The organism is Asaia sp. Ae19-3, from assembly GCF_059801175.1.
Window position 1 is genome coordinate 2,139,760 of record NZ_JBCHWF010000001.1, and the last position, 25,061, is coordinate 2,164,820.

The following is a 25,061-nucleotide window of genomic DNA, read 5'->3' on the forward strand; positions in this document are numbered from 1 at the left end:
GCTCATATGGCTGTTTCTCCCGTTTCACCGGTTCTGATGCGGATGACAGTGTCCAGCGGCGAGACAAAGATCTTGCCATCGCCGATCTTGCCGGTACGCGCGGCGTTCAGGATCGCCTCGACCACCTCATCGACGATATCGTCGGTCACGGCGATCTCGATCTTGACCTTGGGCAGGAAACTGACCTGATATTCTGCCCCTCGATAAATCTCCGTCTGTCCCTTCTGACGACCGAAACCCTTGATCTCGGTAACCGTTAGACCCTGTACCCCTAATGGGGTGAGGGCTTCACGGACATCGTCCAGTTTGAACGGCTTGATAATCGCCGTGATGAGCTTCATTACATCCCTCCGCGCCGCAACAGGCCCCTGTTTAGGCAAACAGTTCTGCCAGTTATCATGAACGTAAATCGTGCCAGTTTCATAACGAGATTGGCAAGGGCCTATAACGATCCATTTCCCATTTCCTAGGACTGCATTAAAAAAGCCACGGTTATTCAGGCTGCGAGGAAATGCACCCCATGCGACAGGTCGATATCTGCATCAACGGCGCCGGTCCGGTTGGCGCGACTCTGGCCTGCCGTCTCGCGGCGTCAGGTCTGCGAATCCTGCTGATCGACCGGGCCCCCCTGCCCGGCATGGAGCACCCTTCGCTCGATGGTCGTGCCTATGCCATTACCGAAGGTTCACGCCGCATGCTCGATGCGGCCGGTATCTGGCAGCATCTGCCCAACCCTTCGCAGCCGATACGCAGCATCACCGTCAGTGACGGCCGCCCCGGCCAAGCCGCCTCGCGCCACGGCCTGTGTTTTTCACCCGACGACGCCCCCGTCGAAAATGGCGCGAAAACCCCTTTCGGCTGGATGATCGAAGCGCGCGACCTGCGTGCCGCGCTCAATCATGCCCTGACCGCGCATGAGGGCGCGCTCGAAATTGCCGCCCCGGAAACCGGCAGTTTCGTCTTCGAAGACAACCATGTCGCGATCACGCTCGGATCGGGCGCCTCTTATCGCGCAGCCCTCGTCATTGCCGCTGAGGGTCGGCAAAGCCCTCTGCGCCAGCAGGCGGGCATCATGGTCACGCGTCTGCCCTATAACCAGTGCGGTCTAATCAGCATCATCCATCATGAAAGACCGCATGAGGATCGTGCGCTCGAGCATTTTCTGCCTCAGGGCCCATTTGCCCGCCTGCCTCTGCCAGGCAATGCCGAGCATCCCTATCGCTCGGCCATTGTCTGGGCAGAATCGACCCGACGCGCCGAACGCTTCTACGCTCTCGACAAAACCGGCTTTGCCAGAGCCATCATGCAGCGCCTTGGCGATGATGTCGGCAACGCCGTGCCGGTCGGGCGCCGCTGGATCTATCCGCTCTCTGCCCAATATGCGCAGCGCTATATCGGCCCTCGCCTCGCTCTGGCGGGTGATTCCGCCCATGGTCTGCACCCGATTGCCGGGCAAGGGCTCAATGTCGGCTTCAAGGATGTCATTGCCCTGACAGCCCTGCTCGAAGAGCGTTTCGCGACAGGCGGGGATCTTGGCGGTGCAGATCTGCTCACCCGTTATCAACGTCGCGTACGCCCGGGTAACATGGCCATGATGGCCGCCTGTGACGGGCTTGAGCGGCTTTTCGGCAACGACAACCCCGTTCTGCGTTTCGGGCGCGATCTGGGTCTGGAAGCGATGAGCCGCCTGCCCGGCCTGCGACGCGCCTTTGTGAAGAAGGCCATGGGTCTATGAGCACACCACCCGATCTCAACGCCATCTGGCAGGAAATGCTCAAGCAGAGCGATGTCTGCTGCGACGTACTTATTCAGGGCGTTTTCGCGACCGGCATCAGCGATCATCGCAATTTTCAGGGCGCATTGGCTGCCCTACTCGGCACAAAACTGGCAGACCGCGCCCTGTCGGCGCCCGTGCTGTCGGCCCTCGTCACCTCGGCTCTGATCGAACGACCCGAAATTGCCGAAGCCGCCGCCGAAGACATGATCGCCATTTTCGAGCGCGATGCCGCCTGCCCCGATTACGTAACGCCTTTCCTGTTCTTCAAAGGCTATCACGCCATTCAGGCCTATCGCATCGCCCACTGGCTCTGGCAGCATGACCGCCAGCATCTGGCCCGCCATATCCAGAGCCTCGTGAGCGAGCGTTTCGGCCTCGACATCCATCCCGCCGCACAGCTCGGTCGGCGCCTCGTTTTCGATCACGGCGCAGGGATCATCATTGGTGAGACCTGCATCATCGAAGACGATGTTTCACTTCTTCAGGGTGTGACGCTGGGGGGCACCGGCAAGGAGACGGGCAATCGTCACCCCAAGGTGCGTCGCGGTGTTCTGGTCGGCGCTGGCGCGATCGTTCTCGGCAATATCGAGCTTGGCGAAGGCGCCAAGATCGGTGCCGGTTCGGTCGTTCTGGAAAGCGTCCACCCCTACACCACAGTCGTCGGCAACCCGGCCCGCCGCATCGGCACGCGTCACACCAACATGCCCGCCCTTGCCATGGACCAGCGCCTACCGCCTGTCGATTACGTGATCTGACCGGACAGACAGAACGAGCGCACCAAAGTTGGAGACACGACACCGGTGAAACGACCCAGCCTGAAAAAGAGCCAAAGGGCCCTCTGCCGGGTCGGCCTCTCACTGACGGGCGCGTTAGGCTTGTATATCGCCATACTGGCTTATCCCCAGCCCGCCTTCGCCTATCGTCTGCATTATCGGCAATTCGATATCTGGTCGGATCGACCCATCGACGATCCTATCTCTGCGGTCCTGGATGATGCCACGCGACGGCTGCAGACATCCATCCTTTATACGCCAGAGCAGCGTTTTCACGTCTTCATCTGCAACACGCGCTGGCGCCTGCAACTCTACGGGATATTCCATCCCCGTGTCGGCGGCATCGTCATCGCGCCTCTCACATCCAATATCTATCTTCGTGAAGCCGATATCAGCCAAAACAGGATCATTCCCCCTGTTGCGGGGCCTATGCTGGATGCGAAGGAACGTCCGCTCGCCTATTATATTGCCCATGAGGCAACGCATGTCATGCCAGGCCGCGCGTTCGGTCGTTTCTTCGCTCTAATCCATCCAGCATGGCTCAATGAGGGCTATGCCGATCTTGTGGGTAAGGGCGGTGACTTCGACCTGAGAGACAATCTGGCGCGTTATCAGGCACATGACCCCCTGATGGATGTGGCCCGAAGCGGCCTTTACCGCCGCTATCATCTGGAAGTGGCCTGGATGCTCGAGCACGACGATATTCCTCTCCGGATTCTTTATGCGCATCCTCCGGCAGAGAAAAAGCTGCTGGCACGACTGGCCAAGGTGCGACTACCTTGACTCCGGCCAGCTCGCGCTGATCCCGGATCAGTCGAAGGCCTTGCGAACGAGCGAGCCGAGCAGCGTGCCTTCTGCCGCTCCTTTCGCCTCCGTGGCGCCAAGATAGGGGCCGATCGCCCCTGCCAGATTGGACAGGGTCAGGGTCTGCAGCCATATGCGCCCCGGCCCGGTCAGTCTGGCGAGAAACAGCCCGTCGCCGCCGAAGAGCTTGTTGCGTATGCCGGGCAACATGGTGATATCGAACTGGACGCTCTCTTCAAACATGCCGACATGACCGGGATGCACATCTATCTGCTCACCGGGTGCCAGATCATGCGCGATGATCTCACCGCCAAGCTCGGCCCAGAACTGGCCGTAGCCCGAAATCCGTTGCAGCACGAAGCCCTCACCGCCAAACAGGCCCGCACCAAGCTTGCGCTGAAAGGCGAGGTCGAGGCGCACCCCTTCCGTACCTGCGATGAAGCCGTGGCGATGCACGAGATAGGCGCGCGAGCCATCCAGCGTATGTTCGCTGATATGCCCTGGAATTTTGGCGGCAAAGGCCACCATGCCGGGTGCCCCTTCGGCACGGTATTCGGTCATGAAAAGACCACCGCCTGCAATCATGCGCGAAACCGAGCCGAAAAAGCCGCTATTTCCGGCCCCAGCCGTGCTCGTATTCAGGGTCACATTCGGGCTCTTCCAGGAGAGTTCGCCCGTCTCGGCCACAAGGCGCTCGCCCGGCTGAAGCGCGATGCGAAGCACCGGAAAAAGCGATCCGTCAATTTGCGCGTCCATGCGAGAGTCTCCTGAAATAGTAAGACACAAAGCTTGGCACGATCACTGCGTTCGATGCAGCGAAAAAATGGGCTACTCCCGCTGTCTGAAGCGGAATTCCAGGCAGGCGCCGTCAGAGAAACTCGATATGGGTCTTGAAGCCCAGAAGCACCGCATCCCGCAGATTGCCCTGCCCGTTGGGGCGGATGAAGGCCTGGACCATCGGCTGCATCAGCACGCCACGAAAAGCGTGCCAGCCATAATTGGCTTCCATCACAATGGCATGGCGCTGGATGCCTGTCGCACGATAGGGCAGCGTCTTGCCCTGCGCACGCAGCAATTCCTCGGTGCGCTGCACGCCCGGTGAAATAGCGGTGTAGCTGAACACCACCGCGATCGTATCTTCCGGTCGCGAGGCGAAGGTACCGCGACTGATAAGGCCACCATAGGCCTGCCAGTTGCGCAGTGCGACATGCTTGTCGTTGTACAGAAAGCCCCAGAGCGCCGTCAGGCCGGCATCGGAATCGTTGCCGAAGCGATCACGCCGGTAGGTCGCAAATTTCTGGTCCATCATGACCCAGCTATTCAGGCTGGCATGGTGTTGACGCTGGCTTACCCCGGTCAGCACGTAAGGCTCGCCATATTCATCTTCATGAATATCCGAGAGTGCGGCGGTCGTGAGGGCAACGCCAATCTTGTAATGGCCGGACAGATGACTGCGTATTTTGGGCTCCCAGCCCAGTTCGAGCGGCAGCCTGACGCCATTGATATAGGCACTGTTGAATTTGAAACCGCTTCTGTTCATCCCGTAGGAGAACATCCCCTCCTCAGTCAGATAGAGGCCGAGCTGGATATAGGATTGCGGCAGGGGACGACCACGCACACGCAGCCCCCAGTTTCCGGCGGGGAAGGTCGACGCATAGCCTGTATCGGCAGCGGCGCGCGGTCGCCCGCAGATCGCATTGATCTGGAATGTGCAGAAAAGCGGGCTGGCCGCAAAATCGGAAAGTTCGGCCATACGTCCGGCCGCAATCGAGAGCTTGCCGCCATAAAGCGTCTCTTCGCCATAGGCCATGACGAGATGCACGACCACATTGCCGCCGCCGCCATAGATTTCGGATGAGTGGTTGAGCCAGTCACCGAACATGCGGTTGGCAGGCGTCCCATAGCGTCCGGTCACGACCATATGGGTGGCAAAGCCCTTGATATGGGCAATGCGCTCCCAGTCCACGTTCAGGGAAAGGGCATATTGCCCGGCATTGCTCGAACCCTGCCGGTAATCGCCGACGTTTTTCGTGGGCGCCGTGACCGCCGCCGCATATTCGTTGATGTTGTCGAGCAACACGCCAATGCCATGACGACGCAGCCAGTCTGTCAGCCCGTATGGATTGTAGAAAACAGCCTTCGGCTGGCCGAATGCCGGCACACTGGTCGGCTGCAATTGCCGGTCAGGAAACGGATCATTGATCTGATAGCTGGGTTCGGACCCGGTTTCTTCGTCGCTGTCCTCACCGGCCCAGGCGGGCAGCGGCGCCGTCAACCCGGCCAGACAGGCAGCCGTGAGGCTCCAGCGAAAAAGGGATTTCGACACGATAGGCAGGGCTCACGAAAACGTTAGTCTCATGTCCCTAGCACCGGTCAGCCCCGCCTGCCACCTGCTTTTGAGGCGGAGCTGCTCTGCCTTATAGGCAACTCACTCTTATTCAGCGTCGAGCTTGCGTTTGGGAAGCAGGGCCGGGATGAAGGTCAGGGTCGCCAGAAGCGTACAGGCCAGCGACATCAGAAGCAGACGCCCCATGCTTGCCGTACCCGGATGCTGCGACGCCGCCAGAGAGCCGAAAGCCGTCCCGGTGGTAAGCGCCGAGAAAAGGACAGCGCGCGCCGTAGGCGAGGTCAGCGGGCTTTTGATGCCGGCGCGCCAGTTCATGACGAAGTAGATATTGAACGACACGCCAACGCCCAGAAGCAGCGGCAGGGCGATGATATTGGCAAAGTTCAGCGTCTCAGGCACCGTCACGATCAGGATGACCGTCAGCAGGGCCGACAGCATCAGGGGCGCCAGAACGAGCACCATATCCAGCAGACGGCGCAGGGCGACGAAAAGAATGATCGCAATCATGGCCAGAGCTGAGAGTGCCGCCGTCGAGAAGGCATGCACCATGGTATGGGCGCTCTCGACCACCTCAAGCGCCGTGCCTGCCGTATTCTTGTCAACCGAAAGCATGTCGTTGAGGAAGTGATACAGCACCTTGCTGTCAGACATGCGTCCCTTTGGCAGGATCTTGAGCAGCGCACGCCCGTCAGGCAGCACATAATCGCGCGCGATATCCTGGGGAATGCCCTCAAGCGTCACGGGGGTCGGCTGAAGCACATCCACAAGTTGCGAAAGCTGCTCAGGCAGAAAGCGTGTCAGCGCCGTATTGGCCGCCAGAATCTGCGCATCCGACGCCTTGGCGAGAAGGGCAAGCGATTTCTGGATGTCACGCAGGGGCGAAGCTGGCGCCGTCTTGTCGAGAACAGCCCCAAGCTTGCTGGCCGCCGCCGCAGCGCTGGCGCGCAATGCATTGGCATCAGGAGCGGGCGCAACCTCCTGCCCCACAAGCGTCGGCAGAAGGATGGACGCCGTATCCTGAATCATGGCCAGTTTTTCGGTCTGGTTTTCGGGCACGAACATGCCGAGCCACATGACCGACGAGACACTCGGCAGCGCCTCGAACTGCTTCACCCGCTCAGCCGCAATCCTGAGATTGGGCACAATGACCTCGCCGTCATAGGGCGACGCACGGGGGTCCTGCTCCAGCAGGTGAAGCGCCCGCATACCCTCGGTATCGGGGTTCTTGGTATGCAGCGGATCGGCATCGAAGCTGAGACGCGGAATAAGCGCCAGACCGGCGATGGCCAGCAGGGCATAGAAGGCGAGCACCGGCTTGCGATAATGACGCAGCCAGTGATCGACCCCTGCCAGCTTCCTGAAGCCAGGCTCGCCACGGCTCAGACGCGCACGGAACAGACAGAGCAGCGCAGGCAGCAGCGTCATGGTGCAGAGAAAGGCGATGATCATGCCAATACCGGCGATCAGCCCCAGCTGCGCCACACCGACGAAATTGGTCGGCACGAAAGCAAGGAAGCCAGCCGCCGTCGCGAGCGAGGCGACCAGAATCTGGTGTCCCGTTTCACGCCCTGTTTCGGCCAGCGCATCGGCCGGTGACATCTCGCCTCCCGATGTCAGACGCTGACCACGGAAACGCACCGAAAACTGGATAGCGAAATCGACGGCAATTCCGACAAACAGCACGGCAAAGGCGACGGAGATCAGATTAAGCTTGCCGACCGCGATGGCGGCAAACCCGGTGGTCAGAAGCAGGCCAATCACGAGCGTGATGAGAATGGGCACGATGACACGCACCGAACGCACGGCCAGTACCAGCCAGCACGCCACCAGAACGAGAGAGGTCAGCAGCCCGAGACCCATGCCATGAGCGACAGTCGAGAATTCCTCATCGCTGAGCTGCACCGGGCCTGTGATCATCGCAATGGCGTTGCCACTCTTGATGAAAGGCAGGGAGTCGATGGCCTTGCGCATGGCAGCACTCGCCTCGCCACCCGGCTGGAGCGAGCCGAAATCCTGATGCGGCTGCGTCATGACATATTGATAATTGCCCGCCATGTCGGCCAGCGGCCCCGCCAGAAGATTCTGCCACGAGAGATCCTTGGGATGACCCTGAGCCGCGTCACGAAGCGCAGAGGCAAAGCCCTGAAGCTCCGGGGTGAAGCTTTCGGGAATGTCCTCACCGGCTGACAGCCCCTCCCCCATCAGGCCAAGCGCCGAGAAAATCCCGCGCGCAGAGGGATCTGCCGAGAGCGTGCCCAGAAAGGGCTGCGCGGCTACGATGGAGTCGAGCAAGGACCCCAGCACCGGCTTGTCGAGATAGAGCAGCCCGTGATTCTGCAGGAAGGGTGAGTCGTCAGGCAGTCTGACCGTGCGGAAATTCTTGTGATCGGCGCGCAGGATCTTCGCCAGTTCACGCGCTGTCGCCCGCCCCTGCTCGGGCATATCAGCCTTGATGATGGCGACCATCAGGTCGTCATTCTGCGGAAAAAGGCGGCTGAGCTCAGCACCGCGCTGTTTCCACGGCAGGCTGGCGGCAAACATCTCATCAGTATCGGTCGTCACGCCAAGGCGTTGCACTGTCAGAAACAGGCTGCCCGCCGTCAGAAGCGCGAAAAGGAGAATAACGATCCAGGCGCGTCTTGTGCAGAACGAGACGATCGAGCCGATGAAGTTTGCTAGCATTGGAGTGCGATGAACCCTGCCACGGTGAGACGCCAAGGCGTCACGGTCCGGGCAGGTTTAGAGCATTGTTTCCCGATTGGGAAACTTCATCCGTCACACTCTTGTAACACCTCGATCAGCTGCGTGTGTTGCGCAGGAAGGCCAGCGTCTCGACGCAGGCAGCAGAAGCCTCGCGTCCCTTGTTATGGACATCCTTGCGCGAGCGGGCCTGAGCCTGTTCGTCGGTATAGGTGGTGAGCACGCCAAACGAGATTGGCGTCTCGGTGGCAAGCTGTGCCTGCATGATTCCGATCGTCGCACCAAGGCTGATGAACTCGAAATGGGCCGTATCACCCTTGATGACGCAGCCAAGGCAGATCACGCCCTCATAAGTGCCGGTCTTGGCGAGAGCCTGCGCCATGAGCGGCAGTTCGAAAGCGCCGGGAGCATCAAACACGTCGACATCGCGAATGCCGTGCTCTTCAAGCCATTCAAGCGCGCCGTCGCGCAGACCATGCGTGACATCGGTGTTGAAGCGGCTGACGAGCAGAGCGAGCTTGGGGGTCGGCACCAGGTTGAGATCGGGGGCGACGGGGATGGTCTTGCTCATGGGTGATCCTTATTTCTGAACCATAGTCTCGACGAGTTCCGGCCAGACATCACTGAGCTGATGTCCCATCCGGGTACGTTTGGCATGAAGATAGGCGCGATTGAACGGATTCGATCCGGCTTCGAGGCGCTCCTGACTGACGACTTTCAGCCCCGCTGCCTCCAGACCCGATACCTTGCTGGGGTTGTTGGTCAGCAGGGTCAGGGTATGGATGCCGAGCAGCTCCAGAATAGCGGCCCCAGTCACCCAGTCACGCGCATCGCCGGGCAGGCCGAGTTCGAGATTGGCCTCGAGCGTGTCCTTACCCTCATCCTGAAGCGCATAAGCCCTGATCTTGTTGCCAAGGCCGATGCCCCTGCCCTCATGGCCCCTCAGATAGACGAGGGCGCCCGACGGCGCCGCCGCGATCCGCTCGAGCGCCTCGCGAAGCTGAGGACCGCAATCGCAACGCAGGGAACCCAGCGCATCGCCGGTTACGCATTCCGAGTGCAGGCGTACGAGAGGCACGCCCTTTGTCAGATCGCCCTTGACCAGTGCCACATGCTCGATGCCGTCCGGTGCACGAAACGCCTGGATGCGCAGATCATGCCCGCCATAGACGCTCGGCAGCGCGGCGTCGGCAATGCGTTCGACCGCAGGGGGCACAGGTGTCGGCACCACGAGGTCGCTCAGCGCCTCGCGTCCATGCACACGGCACCAGGCCGCGATCTCTTCGATGCTGATGACCGGCATATCGTGACGGGACGCGAATTCCTGCAGTTCCGGCAGACGCGCCATGGTGCCGTCGGCACTCATCACTTCGCAGATCACCGCTGCCGGATGCAGCCCGGCAAGACGGGCAAGATCGATAGCGCCTTCAGTATGGCCATCGCGCGCGACCGTGCCTTCGGGATGGGCGCGCAGCGGAAAGATATGGCCCGGTGTGCTGATATCTTCAGGGCGGGCGTCGGGATGACCGGCAAGCTGGATCGTGCGCGCCCTGTCGGCAGCGGAGATACCTGTCGTAATCCCCGTCGTCGCCTCAATGGAAACGGTGAAGGCTGTTCCACGTGGATCATGGCCGCGTCGAGGCATCATGGGCAGATCGAGGCGTTCGAGCTGCTCGGCCTCGAGAGGCAGGCAAATCAGGCCCCGCGCATGGGTCGCCATGAAATTGACCGCCTCAGCTGTCGCGAATTGGGCTGCGATCACGAGATCGCCCTCGTTTTCGCGCCCTTCATCATCGACCATCATCACCATGCGTCCGTTACGCAGAGCCGCAATGGCTCTGGCGAGCGGATAGGACGGCGTCGTGCTCATGACCGCACCCCGTATTTCAGCAGGCTCTCGACATATTTGGCCAGAACATCGACCTCAACATTGGCCGGAGCGCCAGGGGTTAGTTCGGACAGCCCGGTATGATCCCAGGTGTGAGGGATGATCATGAGCGCAATAGTGAAACTGCCCTCTGCCACGTCGCTCACCTCATTGACCGTCAGGCTGACGCCATCGAGCGCGATCGAGCCTTTTTCAACCACATAGCCGCGCAGGGCCGCCGGAAGACGAAACGTGATATGGTGCGATTCCCCGACCGGCCGCACGGCCACAAACTCGGCCAGACCATCGACATGACCCTGAACGATATGACCTGACAGACGGGTGGCGGGTGTGCTGGCCCGCTCGAGATTGACGCGTGAGGCCTCTTTCAGTCGCTCGAGGGCGGTGCGCGCGAGGGTTTCGGCACTGACAAAGAAATCGGCGAGACCTGACGAGTCATAGGCGGCAACCGTCAGACAGACTCCGTTGACGGCGATGCTCTCACCCAGATCCATGTCCGAAAGACCTGTCTCGACCTGAAGCAGAATTGCCTGGTCACGGGGTTCGACGGTCTTGATACGGCCGATATGCTCGATAATGCCTGAAAACATCAGAATGCAGCCTCGTCAGCAGGAAGGGGATTTGCCCCTTCATCAAGTATGAAACGCAAGGGAGAAGGTCCGTGGGAGCGCACCGAACATCGATCGGGGCCTTCATGCGAGGCTCTTATGGTCAGCCAGTCATCCCACAGGCCGAGCGTCTCGATTTCAGCCAGAAGCGCCGGTCCGGCCTCGACCATGGCCCAGTTCACGCCGTGATCTCCCAGTAGGGCCGGGATTTCGGCGAGATTGTGCGATGCGATCACCTTGTAGCCGCTTCCTATCATCATCTCCCGCCATGAATCCGGCAGCCGGTCCTGACGATCGCAGACAACCACCAGACGCGGTGCCCGGTCTTCATGATCGGGAACATGGCGCACGGTAAAGCGCGGACGATCGGCCAGAACCGTGCCAATGCCCGTGATGATCGCATCACTCGCCCGTCTGAGACGGTGGGCAATCTCGAGCGAATTCTGGCTGGTGAAGGTTGTCTTGCCCTCAGGCGGGATCATCGAGCCCTTGGCGTCACAGGCCTGTTTGACCGTGATCCAGGGCCGCTGCTTCACGATCCGGGTTGCGAAAGGCGCGATAAGCGACTGGCAGGCTCGATAGGTCTCGGCCAGTGCAGGATGATCCTCCAGAAGATGGACTATGCGCCCTTCAGGCATCTGCCTCAGCCGGGCAATACCGCCACCGGCGACAGGATTGGGGTCGCGCATGCCGATCCAGACCGTGCTGACCGGGCTGTCACGCAGGGCCTCGCTGCAAGGCGGCGTCCGACCCACATGATTGCAGGGTTCAAGCGTCACAAGCGCGGTAGACACCCGATCGATTACACCGAGTTCTCGCGCCCTATGCAGCGCCAGCGCCTCGGCATGGCGCGCCCCTGTGCGATGATGCGCCTCGGTGACAAGGATCTCCCCCTCACGATCGAGCAGGGCACAACCAACAGCGGGATTGGGAGAGGTGGCGCCAAGATAGCGCGAAGCTTCAGCAAGCGCAGCGTCGAAGCCCAGACGGATGGCGTCCAGAGCGGGCCCTGAAAGGGCCCCTTTCTCTAGGTCAGGTCTGGAGGAGAAAACTCCCGGCACAGCAATACGGTCCCATCCCATCAGGACGGTCCCCAGGCGCGAACATCCCTCGTTCTCACCGTGGCACGCCAGGGTGAGAGCGTTTTCTGTTCTCTTCCATCCGGACTGTGACCGTCGGCTCCGGGTTCTGACCGGATCTGCTGACCCTCCGGCTCAAAAGCCGAAGGCGCTCGCGGGCTCGTGCCAATGCACCTACCGCCGGTGGGGAGTTTCACCCCGCCCCGAGAACGTCAATTATAAACCCGGTCTTCATGACCGGGCGCTCACTATGTGCTGTCTTGGCCGCAATTTGCAAGAGCAGGCGCTGAGCCTGCCCCGATACCGTTGAAAAGCCCATGCGGCAGACATGAAAAAGGGCGGGAAATGACCCCGCCCCTTTTTCATAATTCGTGGCTGAAAAGCCGGGTTCAGCGGGTTGCTGCCTGCGGAACCGAATTATGGATAGCGCCCTGCGTGGCGTTGGCGCCGTTGCTCACATTATGCCCGATGGAGCTGACATCGCGCCCTGCGCCATCAACCGTGTTGCAGGCGGTGAGGCCAAGAGCCGGAAGAGCCAGCATAACAGCAAGAGCACCCGTGCGGAGGAAGGAAACCGTGGTCATGGAACATTTCCCTATTAAAATGTTTGGGGCCATTCAACGCCCGGATCAGAAAACGGTTTTCACAGTTACATAAAGAGACGATTTTTACCTCTGACGCTTCGGCCGGCGTATGGGCGGCGTTGTCTGTTCACGGAAAAGAGAGGCTTCTCGCCCTCACTACTGAACCCGGCCTGATCTGCTGCGCTTCCCCTGCATCCCTCTCGGATTTATCGCCGCTGCATCAGGATTTTCATGGCCCATTCATCACCCGCCCTGCTCTGGTTCAGGGACGACCTCCGCCTTGCCGATCATCCCGCACTGAACGCAGCCCTCGATGCGCATGGCGAGTGTCTGTGCGTCTATATCCTCGATAATTCCGGCTCGACGCGCAGCCCGGGGGGAGCATTGAAATGGTTCCTGCATGAGACCCTCACTGCCTTCAGCAAGAGCGTGGAAGCCCATGGCGGCAACTGCCTCATTCTTGAGGGAGATCCGGAAAAGCTGATCCCGCAACTGATGAAGAAAGCGGGCGCAGAAAAGCTCTATTGCCATCACCGCTATCAGAAGGCGGCACGCGATCAGGACGATGCCATCGCCGAGGCGCTGGAAAAGGCAGGGAGTGAAATGGTCCGCCTGCATGGAACATTGCTGCGCGCGCCTGAGACAGTCACCACAAAGACGGGAACACCATACAAGATCTTCACGGCGTGGTGGAAAGGCTTCAAGGCCCTGGGCACCCCTTCCAAACCGGTTGCCACGCCAGGCAAATGCGCGCTGAAATCCTGGGATGCCATTCTGAAAGACGCTGGCAAGGCATTGAAGCCTGCCGACATTGGCAAGGCGCTGCTTCCGACCCAACCCGACTGGGCCAGCAAGATGACCGAATACTGGGAATTCGGAGAAGACGCCGCTCAGGAAATCGCACAGGATTTCGCCTCTGGCCCGCTCGACCATTACGGGACTGGCCGCAACGACATGGCAGCCGAGGAGAGTTCACGACTCTCTCCTTATCTTCGCCTTGGCGTCATTTCCCCGCGGCAGGTCTGGCATTACTGCGCCGACAAGGGCGCCAAGGAAGACCGTGAGATCTATCTCTCGGAACTCGGATGGCGCGATTTCTCGTGGTACACGCTCTTTCACAACCCGCATCTGCCAGACCGCAATCTGAAATCACAGTTCGATTCGCTCGGCTGGCGCCACAGCAGGAAAGACCTCGCCGCCTGGCAGAGAGGGCAGACCGGTATTCCCGTCGTGGATGCCGGAATGCGCCAGCTCTGGGAAACAGGCTGGATGCATAACCGGGCACGCATGATCGTGGCCTCATTTCTCGCAAAGCATCTGCTGATCGACTGGCGTGAAGGAGAGAACTGGTTCTGGGATACGCTGATCGACGCCGACCCGGCATCCAACGCGGTCAACTGGCAGTGGGTCGCCGGGACAGGGATTGAAGCCTCGCCCTTCTTCCGCATTTTCAACCCCCTGCGCCAGACGGACAAATTCGACCCGAAGGGCGATTACATCCGCCGCTGGGTGCCCGAGCTTTCCAGACTGCCTGATGACGCCATCGCTGCCCCCTGGGATGCGGCACCAAAGGTGTTGGAAAAAGCTGGCGTCAAGATTGGCAAGACCTATCCCAGACCGATTGTCTCGCTCAGTGACGGGCGCGATCGCGCCATGGCAGCCTATCGCAAGACGCGCGGCTCATGACCGGGTGATCTGCAGGGTCACAGAGTCGCCGTTTCGCGCGCTCAGAACCAGCGGCGCAGCGGCACCAGCCCCGAGACTGGCAATTTCCTCAAGTGCCGGAAGATTGGCGGCCAGTGAAAAGACCCTGTCGCCAATCTGGCCGTTATGGCCCTGCACAAAGCGCAGGGGCGCTCGAACGGCGCCCTGCTCATCGGTGATCGTGCTGACCGCGGCCTGACTGAGAATGGCGTAGCTATGCATCATCGGCTCTGAGAGGATAAAAAACTGCTCCCAGTCCTTGGCCTCTGTTGCCTGAAAATCGATCCCCTCATTTTCAATGCTGCGCAGATAACGACCCGTACCATCCATACGCCGCAGGGTAACGACGCCGCTCGGCAAGCGATTGGCAAGCAACTGTGGGATTGGCTTGGGCAGGGAAACGACCTTGCGCAGGGTCACCGTAAATTCGGCAAGCGAGGCGTTGTCGGCAAAGAAGAAGAGCCCTGGATAGCGTCCGGGGGGCGGTGTCACCGAAAACAGACAATCGCGCAGCGGGTCGTGATCGACAACCTGACCGAAGAAATCGAGAAGCCAGAAACGGGCAGACGCATAAAGCATGAACGGAACTCTCTTTCTTCAGTCAGCAGCAGTCGCACCAGCGACGGTCAGACATTTCTGCATCACGCTGGGCAGAGCCTGACGCGAAAGGCTCTCTGACGGACAGGCGAAACCGGGCTGGTTATGCAACGCGCCGAAATCGGGCACCCGCGCCATCATAACCCTCAGATGCAGCGTAAAATGTGTGAAAACATGACGTATCTGTCCAGCCTCTTTCCACAGCGCCTCTACTGGCGCCTCCTCCAGCGCGCTCGCCAGATCCTGTGCCTCGTCCAGCCAAGACGTGCCGGGCAGTTCCGTCATCCCGCCGAGCAGACCTTTCTCCGGGCGATGGCGCAGCCAGACAGCCCCTGAATCATCCCGGAGAAGAAACACCAAGCCATGTCGGTCCGGCTTTGCCTTGCGCGGCGCGCGCACCGGAAAACGCTCCGGCTCTCCCGAGGCATAGGCCCTGCACACGCCGCGCCAGGGGCACATGAGGCAGGACGGACGACGCGGCGTACAGAGACCGGCCCCCAGATCGAAAAGTGCCTGGGCAAAATCGCTCGGTGCAGCGCGTGCTGCGGGGTCGTCATTGAGCAGAGTGGCCAGATGGTCCAGCCTGCGACGTACACCGGGCAAAGGCGCGTCTTCGGCGTACAGACGCGACGTAATGCGCTCGACATTGCCATCAACCGGCACGACCGGCACGCCAAACGCGATTGCAGCCACGGCACGCGCCGTGTAGGCGCCGATGCCCGGCAACGCTTGAAGCCCGGCAATATCTGAGGGAAAGCCGCCGAGCGCCGCCACAGCCTGCGCGCAGGCATGAAGATTGCGCGCGCGGCTGTAATAGCCAAGGCCTGCCCAGAGAGCGAGAACGTCCTGCAAGGGCGCTTCGGCAAGATCCTGCACAGTGGGATAACACTTCAGAAACCGCTCGTAATACGGCATAACCGTCACCACAGTGGTTTGCTGCAGCATGATCTCGCTCAGCCATACGGCATAGGGATCGGCCACCTGGCCGGGCAGAGCGCGCCAGGGCAAGACACGCCTTTGATGGGCATACCAGTCGAGAAGTGCGGAAGCTGAAGGAGTCACCCCGGCGATATGAAGCGAGATTTGCCTTCGGACAAGGGCCAGACGCGCACAGCCGCCGATAAACCATCGCGCTACAAGGCTGCGTCTCGCCCCGGCAGTGACAGGCCAGCGGCCAGATCCGGCGTTCAGAAGCAATCACTCCCTCCGGCTGCCGCCGAACGTCCTCCGGAACGCCGCGCCATGACCGGGCGCGCTCTGGGCTCGATCCTGCCTCAGGTCACGAAACCGGCCTTCAGCAAACGCGCAGCCCCAGCCATCAGGCTTATTCTCGACTGGGCCGAAATCGTAGGCCCCGCCCTTGCAGCGCAGACGGAGCCCCGACGGGTCAGCGCAGGCACGCTGACAATTGCCTGCACCGGGCCTGTCGCGCTGGAGCTTCAGCACCTGGCCCCCCAGCTTATCGAACGGATCAATACCCATTGCGGCCCCCTGCGCAGTGGGCGCGACCTGCGCTTCGATGACGGCTCCATTCTGGTCAGGAAACTCAGGATCTTGCAGGATCCGTCGATTGTGCGTCCTGTCACGCCGGCCGCTCGCCCCATGCCGCAACCCGTTTCCATACCAGACATGAAGGAAGGCGATCTGCAAGCCGTTCTGGCGCGTCTGGGGGGGCATATAAAGCGCAGACCGCGGCGCTGACTCCTGCCCAGAAACCTCTTGCCCCGCCTGATTTTCGCCTGCGCCGACCATTTGTCACGAAACGAAATCGCGCAGTTACGCTTTCGTCTTTATTCCGCCCCCACTCGGCACGATATGCAGAAAAACCGGAAAGCGACGTTTTACCGCTCTCCATGGAAGGGAAGACTGAAGCCATGCAAGGTTCATACAGATTGAGGGCGGCTCTTCTTGCCCTGCCTCTGCTGATGCCCCTCTCTGCCCATGCGCAGCGGGGCGGCGGCGGTGGTTTCCACGGTGGTGGCGGGCCGGGCGGCGGCTTCCATGGTGGCGGAGGCGGTGGACCGGGCGGTGGCTGGCATGGCGGAGGCCCCGGCGGCGGCGGACCCAGTGGCTGGCGTGGTGGCGGCGTGCCCGGCGGTTGGCGCGGCGGTGGAGGCCCTGGTGGCTGGGGCGGTCGCGGAGGCTATTATGGCGGTGGCTGGGGTCGCCCATGGGGCGGTGGCTGGCGTGGCCCCGGCTGGGGCTGGGGTGGCCCGGGCTGGGTCGGTTATGGCTGGGGCTCGCCCGGATGGGGCGGCGGCTGGGGTTGGGGCGGATGGGGTGGAGGCTGGGGCGGATGGGGCCTCGGTGTCGCAACCGGCGCTGTCATCGGTGCTGCCGTGACAAGCTCCTACTACGCCAATCCCTATTACGGCGGCTATGCGGCAGCCCCCTATACCTATCAATGCGGGGGATATGCCAATTGCGCACCCCCTCCGGGCTATACCTATCCCGGCACATATCCGGGAACCTATCCGAACGCCTATCCCGGCGACCCGGACCCAAACGGCTACTAGGCCAGGTATAAAGAAAGGTGCAGGCCGGATCGGCCTGCACCCGCATTTGAACCCGGGGTCAGCGCATACGGCCGCGGCCGAATATGAAGCTGAGAACGAACAGCACCAGGAAAATAAAGAACAGGATCTTGCCGATCGAGGCAAAGTCAGCGGAGATGCCGCCAAAACCGAGCAGCCCGGCAAGCAGGGCAAGGATCAGGAAAACGATTGTCCAGCGAAGAAGGTCCATGGCGATAACTCCTTGAATGGAACATAACAAAATCGTCATGATCCCGCGTCTTTGGGTGAACGGGTCAGCCACGCAACGGTTTGCTTCGTAACGACAGGGCCTTGTCTTTTAATCTGGAAAGACGTTTCTGGGCGAAAGCCGGTGCGGGAACCGGCAGCCTGTTCCCGGGCCAATGCTGCAGGAGATGATCCCATGAGCGCATTTCGATCTCTCTATCGTCATGGTTTTGCCCGGGTTGCGGCCTGCACGGTTCCTGTGCGCCTTGCCGACCCTCGCCATAACCTGCAGCAGATCGTTGCGCTGGCCCATGAAAGCGCCGCTGCCGGTGCGGCTCTCGCTGTCTTCCCCGAACTTTGTCTTTCGGGCTACGCAATTGACGATCTGCGCCAGCAGGACGCCCTGCTCGATGGTGTGACCGATTGCCTGCTCCGGTTGCAGACCGAAAGTCTCGCCTGGAAGACTGTCATCGTCGTTGGCGCGCCACTCGTGCAGCGAGGTCGGCTCTTCAACTGTGCGGTGGTACTCCATCAGGGCAGGATTCTCGGTATCGTGCCGAAATCCTACCTGCCGAATTATCGCGAATTCTATGACTCGCGCCATTTCGTGGCGGGAGTCGACATCAGTGACGAGACGCTGCGGCTTGGCGGACAGGACGTGCCATTTGGGGCCGATCTGATTTTTGAAGCGCAGGATCTGCCCGACTTCACGCTTGGCATCGAGATCTGTGAAGATCTCTGGGTCCCCAACCCGCCCAGCACGGCGCTCGCCCTGGCAGGCGCAACGGTGATCGGCAATCCTTCGGCCAGCACCATCACCATCGGCAAGTCCGAAGACCGCCATTTGCTGTGTCGGGCCCAATCGCAACGCGCCCTTTGCGCCTATGTCTACGCTGCGGCGGGGGCCGGTGAATCGACAACTGACGTCGCGTGGGACGGTCAGGTTTCCGTCTATGAGGCCGGTCGTCTTCTGGGCGAGTCAGACCGCTTTCCTGTCACGGCGCAGATGACGCTTGCTGATATCGATCTAGACCTGATTCGTCAGGAGCGCATGCGCATGGGCAGCTTCCATGACTGCGCCCGCGCCAATGATCATGGGCAATGGCGCCGAATCAGCTTCACACTGGCGCCCGTCGAGGGCGATATCGGCTTTCACCGCGTCGTCCCACGCTTTCCTTTTGTACCCGAAAATCCGGGCCGACTGGATCAGGATTGCTACGAAGCCTGGACCATTCAGGTGCGCGCCCTCACTCAACGCCTCAGGACGAGCGGAGTCGAACGCTGCGTGATCGGCGTGTCTGGCGGCCTCGACTCCACGCTCGCCCTTCTGGTGGCGGCCCGCGCTGCCGACGAACTCGGGTGGAGTCGCGACCGGGTTGCTGCCTATACCATGCCGGGTTTTGCAACCGGCGATGCCAGCCTGAGTCTCGCCCACCGGCTGATGACAGCGCTGGGCGTCGATTCCCACGAACTCGACATCAGACCGACGGCCATGCAGATGCTGGAGACCATCGGGCATCCCTTCGCCTCGGGTGCGCCGGTGCATGACATCACCTTCGAAAATGTTCAGGCGGGGCTGCGTACCGACTTCCTGTTCCGCCTTGCCAATCAGCGCAACGGGATTGTGATCGGCACGGGTGATCTGTCCGAACTGGCGCTCGGCTGGTGCACCTATGGCGTGGGCGACCAGATGTCGCATTATAACGTCAATGCTGGCATGCCCAAAACGCTTATCCAGCATCTGATACGCTGGCTGGCCCGCAAGGGTAGGCTCGGCGACACGATCGCCCCTGTGCTCGAAAGCATTGTCTCGGCGGAAATCACGCCTGAGCTCGTGCCTGCCGGTGCCGAGGGCGTGCAGAAGACCGAAGACAAGATCGGTCCATACGCCCTGCAGGATTTCACACTCTATTATGTGCTGCGCTACGGCTTTCGCCCGAGCAAGATCCTTTTCCTCGCGCTGCAGGCCTGGGAAGAACAGGGTCGCGGTGTCTGGCCAGCCCACTTCCCCGAAGACAGGAAACTGGCTTATGACGCCACCGTCATTCGCCACTGGCTCAAGGTGTTTCTGACGCGCTTCTTCGGCTTCAGCCAGTTCAAGCGATCGGCTCTGCCCAACGGGCCCAAGCTCTCATCGGGAGGAAGCCTGTCACCCCGCGGCGAATGGCGCGCGCCTTCAGACGGAACAGCAGCAGCGTGGCTTGAAGAGCTCGAGCAGACCACTCTCTAGACACACATTCCGTCCACCCCACCGATCCGAACCCGCTCTCCTTCGCGAGGCAGCGGCCTAAAACCCTGCGCGAAGCTTTGCCTCTTTCCAAGCTCACAGCACGAGCGCGAAAACGTCTCTTTCCTTTCACGAAGCAGGATCGGCACAAAGCCTCGCTTTCGCAGCTGACATGTCAGAAGGAGGCGAATTTAGCGGCATTCTTCAAAGGTGCAGTCTGCGCAGATTCGAATTCGTCCCGACCATTGATCAGAAATTCGTGAGCCGCGTTTTTGCTTTGGCAGAAAAAAAAACACAAATCGAACTAATAACTGGGCAGAATTTTTCGAAGCCCCTTATCCACCACTCTCACATTTTCCGACTTTATATCAATGGACTAGAGGAAGGGGTTTTTCGGAAAACCGGAAACGTATCAGGAAGATGAAATTATTTTATCAATAATTCGTCTCTTTTTCTTTCTCAGTATAAATTATATCTCGCCCATCGTCACGACACTGTAACATGACACAAACCACATTCATCGCAACAATGTGAGTAATCGCCTTTCCACAATGCGGTCGGAAAAGATCAAAAAACCTCAAAATTCCAAGGGTTTCTTCATTTTTGATTATTGCAAATTATTTCCTCATCACAAAATTGCGTTCATTATGTGGGTTTGAGGCAAACTAGTATCGAATCATGTCGAATACCTTTGATTTATTGACTCGAGGGATTGGTTAAGACATTTATAAAAAAGTTGATTTTCCGATGCAGATCTTGGTAGACGGCTCGACCGACAGCAGGGGCGGTGTCCTGCGCGAAATGTAACGGTCTTTGTCTGAAGCCTCCAATAATAATATAAGGAGCTGGTCGCATGGCGATCGTAACGGTAGTTGGTTCGTCTGGCATGACTGTACAGGTCACCGTGGAAGGTGCCCGCATGCAGACACTCGCCTCGAGCTACGCAGCGCAGATTCTTGGCGCTGTCGCGACAGGTGACGTCACCTCTGTCGATCTTGCACTGGGTAGCAATACCGGCCCGTCTGCCACGACAAGCCTCGTCCAGGGCGTCATCACCACAGGTGGTGCCTTCTCGATGTCAGGTAACTACACCAACCTTATTATCGGTACGTTGGGTGCGGAACTCAACAGCCCTGCTCAGGAAACGCCGGTCACACCGAATCTGAAAGCCGTGACTGTCGACGGTACCGGCATCACGGCCAGTACGTTCTCTGTTTTGGCTGGCGATACGGAAGGCGTGACCTTCTACGCTGGCAATTACAACGGCACCTTCGTTTCGACTATGGGCAACAACCTGTTCGATGGTCGCAACCATACTGGCAACTGGACGATTGCAACTGGCGACGGCAACGACACGATCTACGCTGCAGCCGGAACAAACAATATCCGCGCAGGTGAAGGTCAGAACCTTATTACCCTTGGCACAGGCACCAACTTCGTTGCTTCTGAAGGTCAGGATACGATCACCGGGGTCGAGAACTCCTCCGACACGGTCACAATCCTCGGCGGCAAATCCGTCGTCACCTTGCAGTCCAACTCGCTTGTCGTCGATTCGGCCCTTTCCGGGAGCCAGATCACCGTTGGCATCAACAGCACGGTCTTCGGTGGCACTGGCTCAACTGTTAATTTCACGGGCGGCACGGGTACTATCACGGGCACCGTGGGTGACACCATTTCCGCAGCTGGCAATCTAGACGTCTATCACGGTACAAATCAGTCGATCAGCGTCTCCGGCGCCCTGAAATTCATCTCGGGCACGGGCAGCACCTCTATCAATGCAGGCCTTGGCACGATCTGGGGTGCAAACGACCTGCGCGCCACCGTTAACACGAACGGTCTCGCCCTGTTTACGGCAAACCAGCCTAGCACTACCGGCAGCCAGTATATCGATGCGTCTTCTTCGAAAGGCACGCTCGAAGCCTGGACCGGTGCCGGCAACAACACGATCATCGGAACGTCTGGCTCCGATCACATGGTCTTTGGCACGCAGTTCGCCGACTCCAATGGCGATAGCTTTGCGACCGTTACGGGTGGCAGCGGCGCGGCGAACACCTTCGGCGTTCTCGCAGGCCATAATGGTGGTGACATCACCATCACCGATTTCGGTAGCGCCGCGGGCAACATGTTCTTCATGTATAACTACAAGCCCGCCGATGCCGACAAGGCCGTGCAGGCATTGCTTGCCACGGCCACGGTTAGCGGCGGTAACACCACGCTGCAGCTGGACAACAACATGAAGGTGACCTTCCTTGGCGTGACCGATCTCAAGGCCTCGAGCATCGTCATCAGCTAATGTCTACCAGCGCGAGCTTTTAACTGCGCTTCTACCGAAGGCCCGGTTTGCAAAACCGGGCCTTTTTGTTTTTCTAGCGATGAATTTGGACGTGGAGATCTTGAAGGCTATAAAAGGCCACTTGCGTCCTCATCATTGAGTGAGTGGTTTTTGCCCGAATTACCCGATCCTAATACAGGCGTCCCCTTTGTTTCCAAGGCTGCCGATCATGAGGTAATTTCTGCCTCTCTTTATCTTGCGACTCATCGTGCTGACTCGCTGCAAGCGGAATTGCGTCTCGCAACGCAGCAACTCAAGCTCATGCGTCGCTCGCTCTCATGGCGCATGATGGAACCGTTGCGTTGGGTAAGAGCGCTCACCCTCGGCAGGCTGCCTCGCGGTGTTCCCCTCAATGAAGCCTGGGTGCACATGCAGGATGCGCTGCGCACTGAGGGTGTCAAAAAAGCGGTCAGCCGCTTCGTCGCGGGCGGCATAGCAAAAAGACGCCTGTCGCGTCATCGCGATCAGGCGAATGATCCGCTTTTCGTTTCGACAAAAGCACAGGCTGCATTTCTGAGACAGCCTACGCTAAAGGCGTCATCCATACTCCGCCCCCGTTATCTGCTCATTGCTGATATGGGTCTTCAGCAATGTACAAAGTATCGCGTGACGCAGAAAGCGGAGCTTCTCAGGCGTCTCGGCTGGACCGTACAGATCGTCGACTGGGAAGATAGCAACGAAGCCCTCTCGTCACTTCAGGTCGCCACCCAAGTCCTTTTTTATCGTGTACCTGGTGTTGCATCTGTTCTCCCGCTCATCGCAGAGGCAAAGCGTCTCGGTTTGAAACCTCGCTGGGAGATCGACGACCTCCTGTTCAACAAGATTCTTTATCGGCGCAACGGCAATCTCGCGACGCTTTCTCATCAGGAGCAACAGGAACTCTATCAGCTCTCTGATAATTACCTCAGAGCCTTGCATGCCTGCGGATGCGGACTAGCCTCGACCGAGGCTCTCGCCAAGCAAATGGGCGAGGCCGGCGTCGAAGACGTCATTGTGCTTGAAAATGCTCTGGATGAAGAAACCTTGCGACTTGCAGAGGCACTTCTTGCAGTGCCCCCCTCTCGCGATCCTGAGAAAATCTGGGTCTGTTATGGCTCGGGAAGCCGCGCGCATGACGCAGATTTCAAATGCGCTGAGACCGGTCTCATTGAAGCAATGCAGCAGGACCCCCGGATCAACCTGTTGATTGTCGGACCGCTCCGCATTTCAAAGGACTTTGCTCCATTTGGCGCGAGGGTGAAGCGACGAAGCGAGCTTTCCTATGCTGCCTATCTTGGAGAATTGGCGCAGACCGACATTGCTATTGCCCCGCTCGAGACCACTGTCTTCAATGATTGCAAAAGCAATATCAAGTTTCTCGAAGCCGCGATCCTCGAGTTACCCTCCATCTGTTCACCAACCGACACCTATCGGCAGGTGATCCAGTCGGGGCAAAACGGCTTTCTGGCAGAAAAGGCAGAAGCCTGGCGTGACGCCCTGCTCTTGCTGGCGCGCGACCCTGCCCTAAGGCAGCGCCTCGGTCGCAGAGCAAGGGAGACGGCCCTGTCGCTCTATGCGCCAGAGCGTATCCTGACGCAGCAGGCCGCTCCGATTTTCGGCAGGCCTCCCGCTTTCGCCCATAAGGCACCGCGCATATTGCAGGTTAATCTTTTCTTCGCGCCACGTTCATACGGGGGGGCGACGATCGTCGTCGAGGCCATGCTCGACCCGTTGGCGAAAGCCGGTTTCGAAAACAGCGTCATGACCACGCGTCCGGTCATTGATGAACTACCCGACGGCGCATTGCGCTATCGCATACTCGGCACGGATGTGTTTTCAGTTGTCGCCGGGCGCAATGGCGGGGCTGACAACCTGACCATCGAGCGTCAAATCGAACGCTGGATCGACGCCTGGGATGCCGATCTGGTTCACTTCCATGCCATCCAGGAAATGGGGGTAGGCATGGCCCGGGCCTGTCAGCGGCGTGGCATCCCTTACGTCGTCAGTCTGCATGATTGCTGGTGGCTATCAGACAATCTCTTCATCACGCGCGATGACGGTCAATACCATCTCAAAAGCAGTGAGATCCCCCCTGCCCCTGGCGATTCGACCCGTACACGTTATCTGAATGAGCGGCGCAAACTCATGCGTCAGGCGCTGGACGGCGCGGCGGCCATTCTCAGCCCATCCGAAGAACACAAGAGCCTTTATGTCCGTAATGGCGTGCCTGCGGATCGTATCCAGATCAACCGCAACGGTTTCACCTGGCCATCACGCCCGAAGGCGAAAAGACCTAGCGGCGCTGAACTACGTTTCGGTTTCGTGGGCGGGACTGGCAAGATCAAGGGCTCAGGGCTGATTCGCAAGGCTCTGGAAAGCATGACACGCGGCGACTGGGAGCTGGTGCTGGTCGATAACACCCTCAACCTCGGCTACCCTTCCATCGATACATCGGAATGGCTGGTGAAGGGTACAATCCGCACCGTACCCGCCTATACCCAGGCAGAACTCGATGATTTTTACGATCAGGTCGATGTGCTTCTTTTCCCGTCGCAATGGCGCGAGAGCTATGGGCTGACCGTTCGCGAGGCGCTGTCGCGCGATGTCTGGGTCATTTCTACGGCGCCCGGTGGGCAGGCGGAGGAAATCGTCGATGGCGTCAACGGTTCGCTCATCCCGATTATTGACGATCCTGCGCCGCTTCAGGAGGCCATCGAGGCACTGCTTGACCGCAAGGACCGCTTCGACGGGTATATCAATCCGAACAAGGCCAGCCTGCCGAGCTATGACGATCAGGCTCAGGAGCTCGCCAGTCTCTATCGTCGCATTCTGGACAGGGCTCCCTGACCCGAACATTCAAACGTCAACCTGCCCAAAAAAAAACCCTCTTCCTTCATGGGGAGAGGGTTTTTTCTTGCTCG

Annotated in this window: 21 protein-coding genes and 1 riboswitch; of the genes, 9 read left to right on the top strand and 12 right to left on the bottom strand. The window is 59.7% G+C overall.

What is annotated here, in order from left to right:
• Positions 1-2: 2 nt before the first annotated feature.
• Entirely contained in the window at positions 3-341 is a 339-nt protein-coding gene (glnK, locus tag AAID99_RS09315; RefSeq protein ID WP_025841918.1) for a P-II family nitrogen regulator, read from the bottom strand.
• Between the two features lie 170 nt (positions 342-511).
• Between glnK and AAID99_RS09320 the strand changes: the two genes are divergently transcribed.
• The 3 genes from AAID99_RS09320 to AAID99_RS09330 all read left to right on the top strand — a co-directional run bounded on the left by AAID99_RS09320 (position 512) and on the right by AAID99_RS09330 (position 3,333).
• On the top strand, positions 512-1,735 hold the full coding sequence (locus AAID99_RS09320; protein WP_498493708.1) for a UbiH/UbiF/VisC/COQ6 family ubiquinone biosynthesis hydroxylase: 1,224 nt from the start codon (positions 512-514) through the stop codon (positions 1,733-1,735).
• Positions 1,732-2,532 (top strand): serine O-acetyltransferase, encoded by an 801-nt coding sequence (cysE, locus tag AAID99_RS09325; protein WP_188425777.1) that lies wholly within the window; start codon positions 1,732-1,734, stop codon positions 2,530-2,532. Before AAID99_RS09320 ends, cysE begins: the two co-directional genes overlap by 4 nt.
• A gap of 120 nt (positions 2,533-2,652) precedes the next feature.
• Complete coding sequence (locus AAID99_RS09330; protein ID WP_498493709.1) at positions 2,653-3,333, top strand: hypothetical protein; 681 nt, start codon at positions 2,653-2,655, stop codon at positions 3,331-3,333.
• A gap of 27 nt (positions 3,334-3,360) precedes the next feature.
• Here AAID99_RS09330 and AAID99_RS09335 read toward each other — a convergent pair whose 3' ends face one another.
• From AAID99_RS09335 to AAID99_RS09370, 8 genes are all read right to left on the bottom strand, one after another.
• Positions 3,361-4,110 carry an AIM24 family protein gene (locus tag AAID99_RS09335; RefSeq protein ID WP_498493710.1) on the bottom strand — a complete coding sequence of 250 codons (750 nt, stop codon included), beginning with the start codon at positions 4,108-4,110 and terminating at the stop codon, positions 3,361-3,363.
• 112 nt (positions 4,111-4,222) lie between these two features.
• The gene (locus tag AAID99_RS09340; RefSeq protein WP_498493711.1) at positions 4,223-5,680 is read right to left on the bottom strand and encodes a carbohydrate porin; all 1,458 of its coding nucleotides are present in this window, start codon (positions 5,678-5,680) and stop codon (positions 4,223-4,225) included.
• A gap of 108 nt (positions 5,681-5,788) precedes the next feature.
• Entirely contained in the window at positions 5,789-8,383 is a 2,595-nt protein-coding gene (locus AAID99_RS09345) for an MMPL family transporter (RefSeq protein WP_498493713.1), read from the bottom strand.
• Positions 8,384-8,498: 115 nt separating this feature from the next.
• Positions 8,499-8,972, bottom strand: coding sequence for a 6,7-dimethyl-8-ribityllumazine synthase (ribH, locus tag AAID99_RS09350; protein WP_267311198.1), 474 nt, complete (start codon positions 8,970-8,972; stop codon positions 8,499-8,501).
• Between the two features lie 9 nt (positions 8,973-8,981).
• Positions 8,982-10,271 (bottom strand): 3,4-dihydroxy-2-butanone-4-phosphate synthase, encoded by a 1,290-nt coding sequence (gene ribB / locus AAID99_RS09355; protein WP_188425772.1) that lies wholly within the window; start codon positions 10,269-10,271, stop codon positions 8,982-8,984.
• Positions 10,268-10,879 carry a riboflavin synthase gene (locus tag AAID99_RS09360; protein WP_188425771.1) on the bottom strand — a complete coding sequence of 204 codons (612 nt, stop codon included), beginning with the start codon at positions 10,877-10,879 and terminating at the stop codon, positions 10,268-10,270. The genes ribB and AAID99_RS09360 overlap by 4 nt, the downstream gene beginning before the upstream one ends.
• Positions 10,879-11,979: a bifunctional diaminohydroxyphosphoribosylaminopyrimidine deaminase/5-amino-6-(5-phosphoribosylamino)uracil reductase RibD gene (gene ribD / locus AAID99_RS09365; RefSeq protein ID WP_188425770.1), complete on the bottom strand. Its 1,101-nt coding sequence runs from the start codon at positions 11,977-11,979 to the stop codon at positions 10,879-10,881. The genes AAID99_RS09360 and ribD overlap by 1 nt, the downstream gene beginning before the upstream one ends.
• Positions 11,980-12,042: 63 nt before the next feature.
• Positions 12,043-12,191: riboswitch (FMN riboswitch) on the bottom strand.
• Between the two features lie 174 nt (positions 12,192-12,365).
• The gene (locus AAID99_RS09370; RefSeq protein WP_229719642.1) at positions 12,366-12,560 is read right to left on the bottom strand and encodes an entericidin; all 195 of its coding nucleotides are present in this window, start codon (positions 12,558-12,560) and stop codon (positions 12,366-12,368) included.
• A 231-nt stretch (positions 12,561-12,791) separates the two neighbouring features.
• On the opposite strand from AAID99_RS09370, the gene AAID99_RS09375 reads away from it, so the two are divergent.
• Positions 12,792-14,246, top strand: coding sequence for a cryptochrome/photolyase family protein (locus tag AAID99_RS09375; protein ID WP_188425769.1), 1,455 nt, complete (start codon positions 12,792-12,794; stop codon positions 14,244-14,246).
• Here the strand turns inward: AAID99_RS09375 and AAID99_RS09380 are convergent.
• Positions 14,241-14,843 (bottom strand): hypothetical protein, encoded by a 603-nt coding sequence (locus AAID99_RS09380; protein ID WP_188425768.1) that lies wholly within the window; start codon positions 14,841-14,843, stop codon positions 14,241-14,243. The genes AAID99_RS09375 and AAID99_RS09380 overlap by 6 nt on opposite strands.
• 18 nt (positions 14,844-14,861) lie before the next feature.
• Positions 14,862-15,923: an A/G-specific adenine glycosylase gene (locus AAID99_RS09385; protein WP_188425767.1), complete on the bottom strand. Its 1,062-nt coding sequence runs from the start codon at positions 15,921-15,923 to the stop codon at positions 14,862-14,864.
• A 9-nt stretch (positions 15,924-15,932) separates the two neighbouring features.
• Between AAID99_RS09385 and AAID99_RS09390 the strand changes: the two genes are divergently transcribed.
• Entirely contained in the window at positions 15,933-16,562 is a 630-nt protein-coding gene (locus AAID99_RS09390; RefSeq protein WP_229719640.1) for a DciA family protein, read from the top strand.
• 173 nt (positions 16,563-16,735) lie between these two features.
• Positions 16,736-17,377 carry a hypothetical protein gene (locus AAID99_RS09395; RefSeq protein WP_498493714.1) on the top strand — a complete coding sequence of 214 codons (642 nt, stop codon included), beginning with the start codon at positions 16,736-16,738 and terminating at the stop codon, positions 17,375-17,377.
• 58 nt (positions 17,378-17,435) lie between these two features.
• On the opposite strand, the gene AAID99_RS09400 is transcribed toward AAID99_RS09395, so the two are convergent.
• Positions 17,436-17,606: a DUF1328 family protein gene (locus AAID99_RS09400; RefSeq protein WP_188425765.1), complete on the bottom strand. Its 171-nt coding sequence runs from the start codon at positions 17,604-17,606 to the stop codon at positions 17,436-17,438.
• Between the two features lie 192 nt (positions 17,607-17,798).
• Between AAID99_RS09400 and AAID99_RS09405 the strand changes: the two genes are divergently transcribed.
• From AAID99_RS09405 to AAID99_RS09415, 3 genes are all read left to right on the top strand, one after another.
• Entirely contained in the window at positions 17,799-19,832 is a 2,034-nt protein-coding gene (locus tag AAID99_RS09405) for an NAD(+) synthase (RefSeq protein ID WP_188425764.1), read from the top strand.
• An 850-nt stretch (positions 19,833-20,682) separates the two neighbouring features.
• On the top strand, positions 20,683-22,122 hold the full coding sequence (locus tag AAID99_RS09410; RefSeq protein ID WP_498493715.1) for a beta strand repeat-containing protein: 1,440 nt from the start codon (positions 20,683-20,685) through the stop codon (positions 22,120-22,122).
• A gap of 150 nt (positions 22,123-22,272) precedes the next feature.
• Entirely contained in the window at positions 22,273-24,987 is a 2,715-nt protein-coding gene (locus AAID99_RS09415) for a glycosyltransferase (RefSeq protein WP_498493716.1), read from the top strand.
• Positions 24,988-25,061: the final 74 nt, after the last annotated feature.

What these genes read in the sequence shown, in the direction of transcription:
- glnK (WP_025841918.1), bottom strand. Translation starts at nt 341, where the DNA reads ATGAAGCTCATCACGGCGATTATCAAGCCGTTCAAACTGGACGATGTC.
- AAID99_RS09320 (WP_498493708.1), top strand. Translation starts at nt 512, where the DNA reads ATGCACCCCATGCGACAGGTCGATATCTGCATCAACGGCGCCGGTCCG.
- cysE (WP_188425777.1), top strand. Translation starts at nt 1,732, where the DNA reads ATGAGCACACCACCCGATCTCAACGCCATCTGGCAGGAAATGCTCAAG.
- AAID99_RS09335 (WP_498493710.1), bottom strand. Translation starts at nt 4,110, where the DNA reads ATGGACGCGCAAATTGACGGATCGCTTTTTCCGGTGCTTCGCATCGCG.
- AAID99_RS09345 (WP_498493713.1), bottom strand. Translation starts at nt 8,383, where the DNA reads ATGCTAGCAAACTTCATCGGCTCGATCGTCTCGTTCTGCACAAGACGC.
- ribH (WP_267311198.1), bottom strand. Translation starts at nt 8,972, where the DNA reads ATGAGCAAGACCATCCCCGTCGCCCCCGATCTCAACCTGGTGCCGACC.
- ribB (WP_188425772.1), bottom strand. Translation starts at nt 10,271, where the DNA reads ATGAGCACGACGCCGTCCTATCCGCTCGCCAGAGCCATTGCGGCTCTG.
- AAID99_RS09360 (WP_188425771.1), bottom strand. Translation starts at nt 10,879, where the DNA reads ATGTTTTCAGGCATTATCGAGCATATCGGCCGTATCAAGACCGTCGAA.
- ribD (WP_188425770.1), bottom strand. Translation starts at nt 11,979, where the DNA reads ATGGGATGGGACCGTATTGCTGTGCCGGGAGTTTTCTCCTCCAGACCT.
- AAID99_RS09370 (WP_229719642.1), bottom strand. Translation starts at nt 12,560, where the DNA reads ATGACCACGGTTTCCTTCCTCCGCACGGGTGCTCTTGCTGTTATGCTG.
- AAID99_RS09375 (WP_188425769.1), top strand. Translation starts at nt 12,792, where the DNA reads ATGGCCCATTCATCACCCGCCCTGCTCTGGTTCAGGGACGACCTCCGC.
- AAID99_RS09380 (WP_188425768.1), bottom strand. Translation starts at nt 14,843, where the DNA reads ATGCTTTATGCGTCTGCCCGTTTCTGGCTTCTCGATTTCTTCGGTCAG.
- AAID99_RS09390 (WP_229719640.1), top strand. Translation starts at nt 15,933, where the DNA reads ATGAAGCGAGATTTGCCTTCGGACAAGGGCCAGACGCGCACAGCCGCC.
- AAID99_RS09395 (WP_498493714.1), top strand. Translation starts at nt 16,736, where the DNA reads ATGCAAGGTTCATACAGATTGAGGGCGGCTCTTCTTGCCCTGCCTCTG.
- AAID99_RS09400 (WP_188425765.1), bottom strand. Translation starts at nt 17,606, where the DNA reads ATGGACCTTCTTCGCTGGACAATCGTTTTCCTGATCCTTGCCCTGCTT.
- AAID99_RS09405 (WP_188425764.1), top strand. Translation starts at nt 17,799, where the DNA reads ATGAGCGCATTTCGATCTCTCTATCGTCATGGTTTTGCCCGGGTTGCG.
- AAID99_RS09410 (WP_498493715.1), top strand. Translation starts at nt 20,683, where the DNA reads ATGGCGATCGTAACGGTAGTTGGTTCGTCTGGCATGACTGTACAGGTC.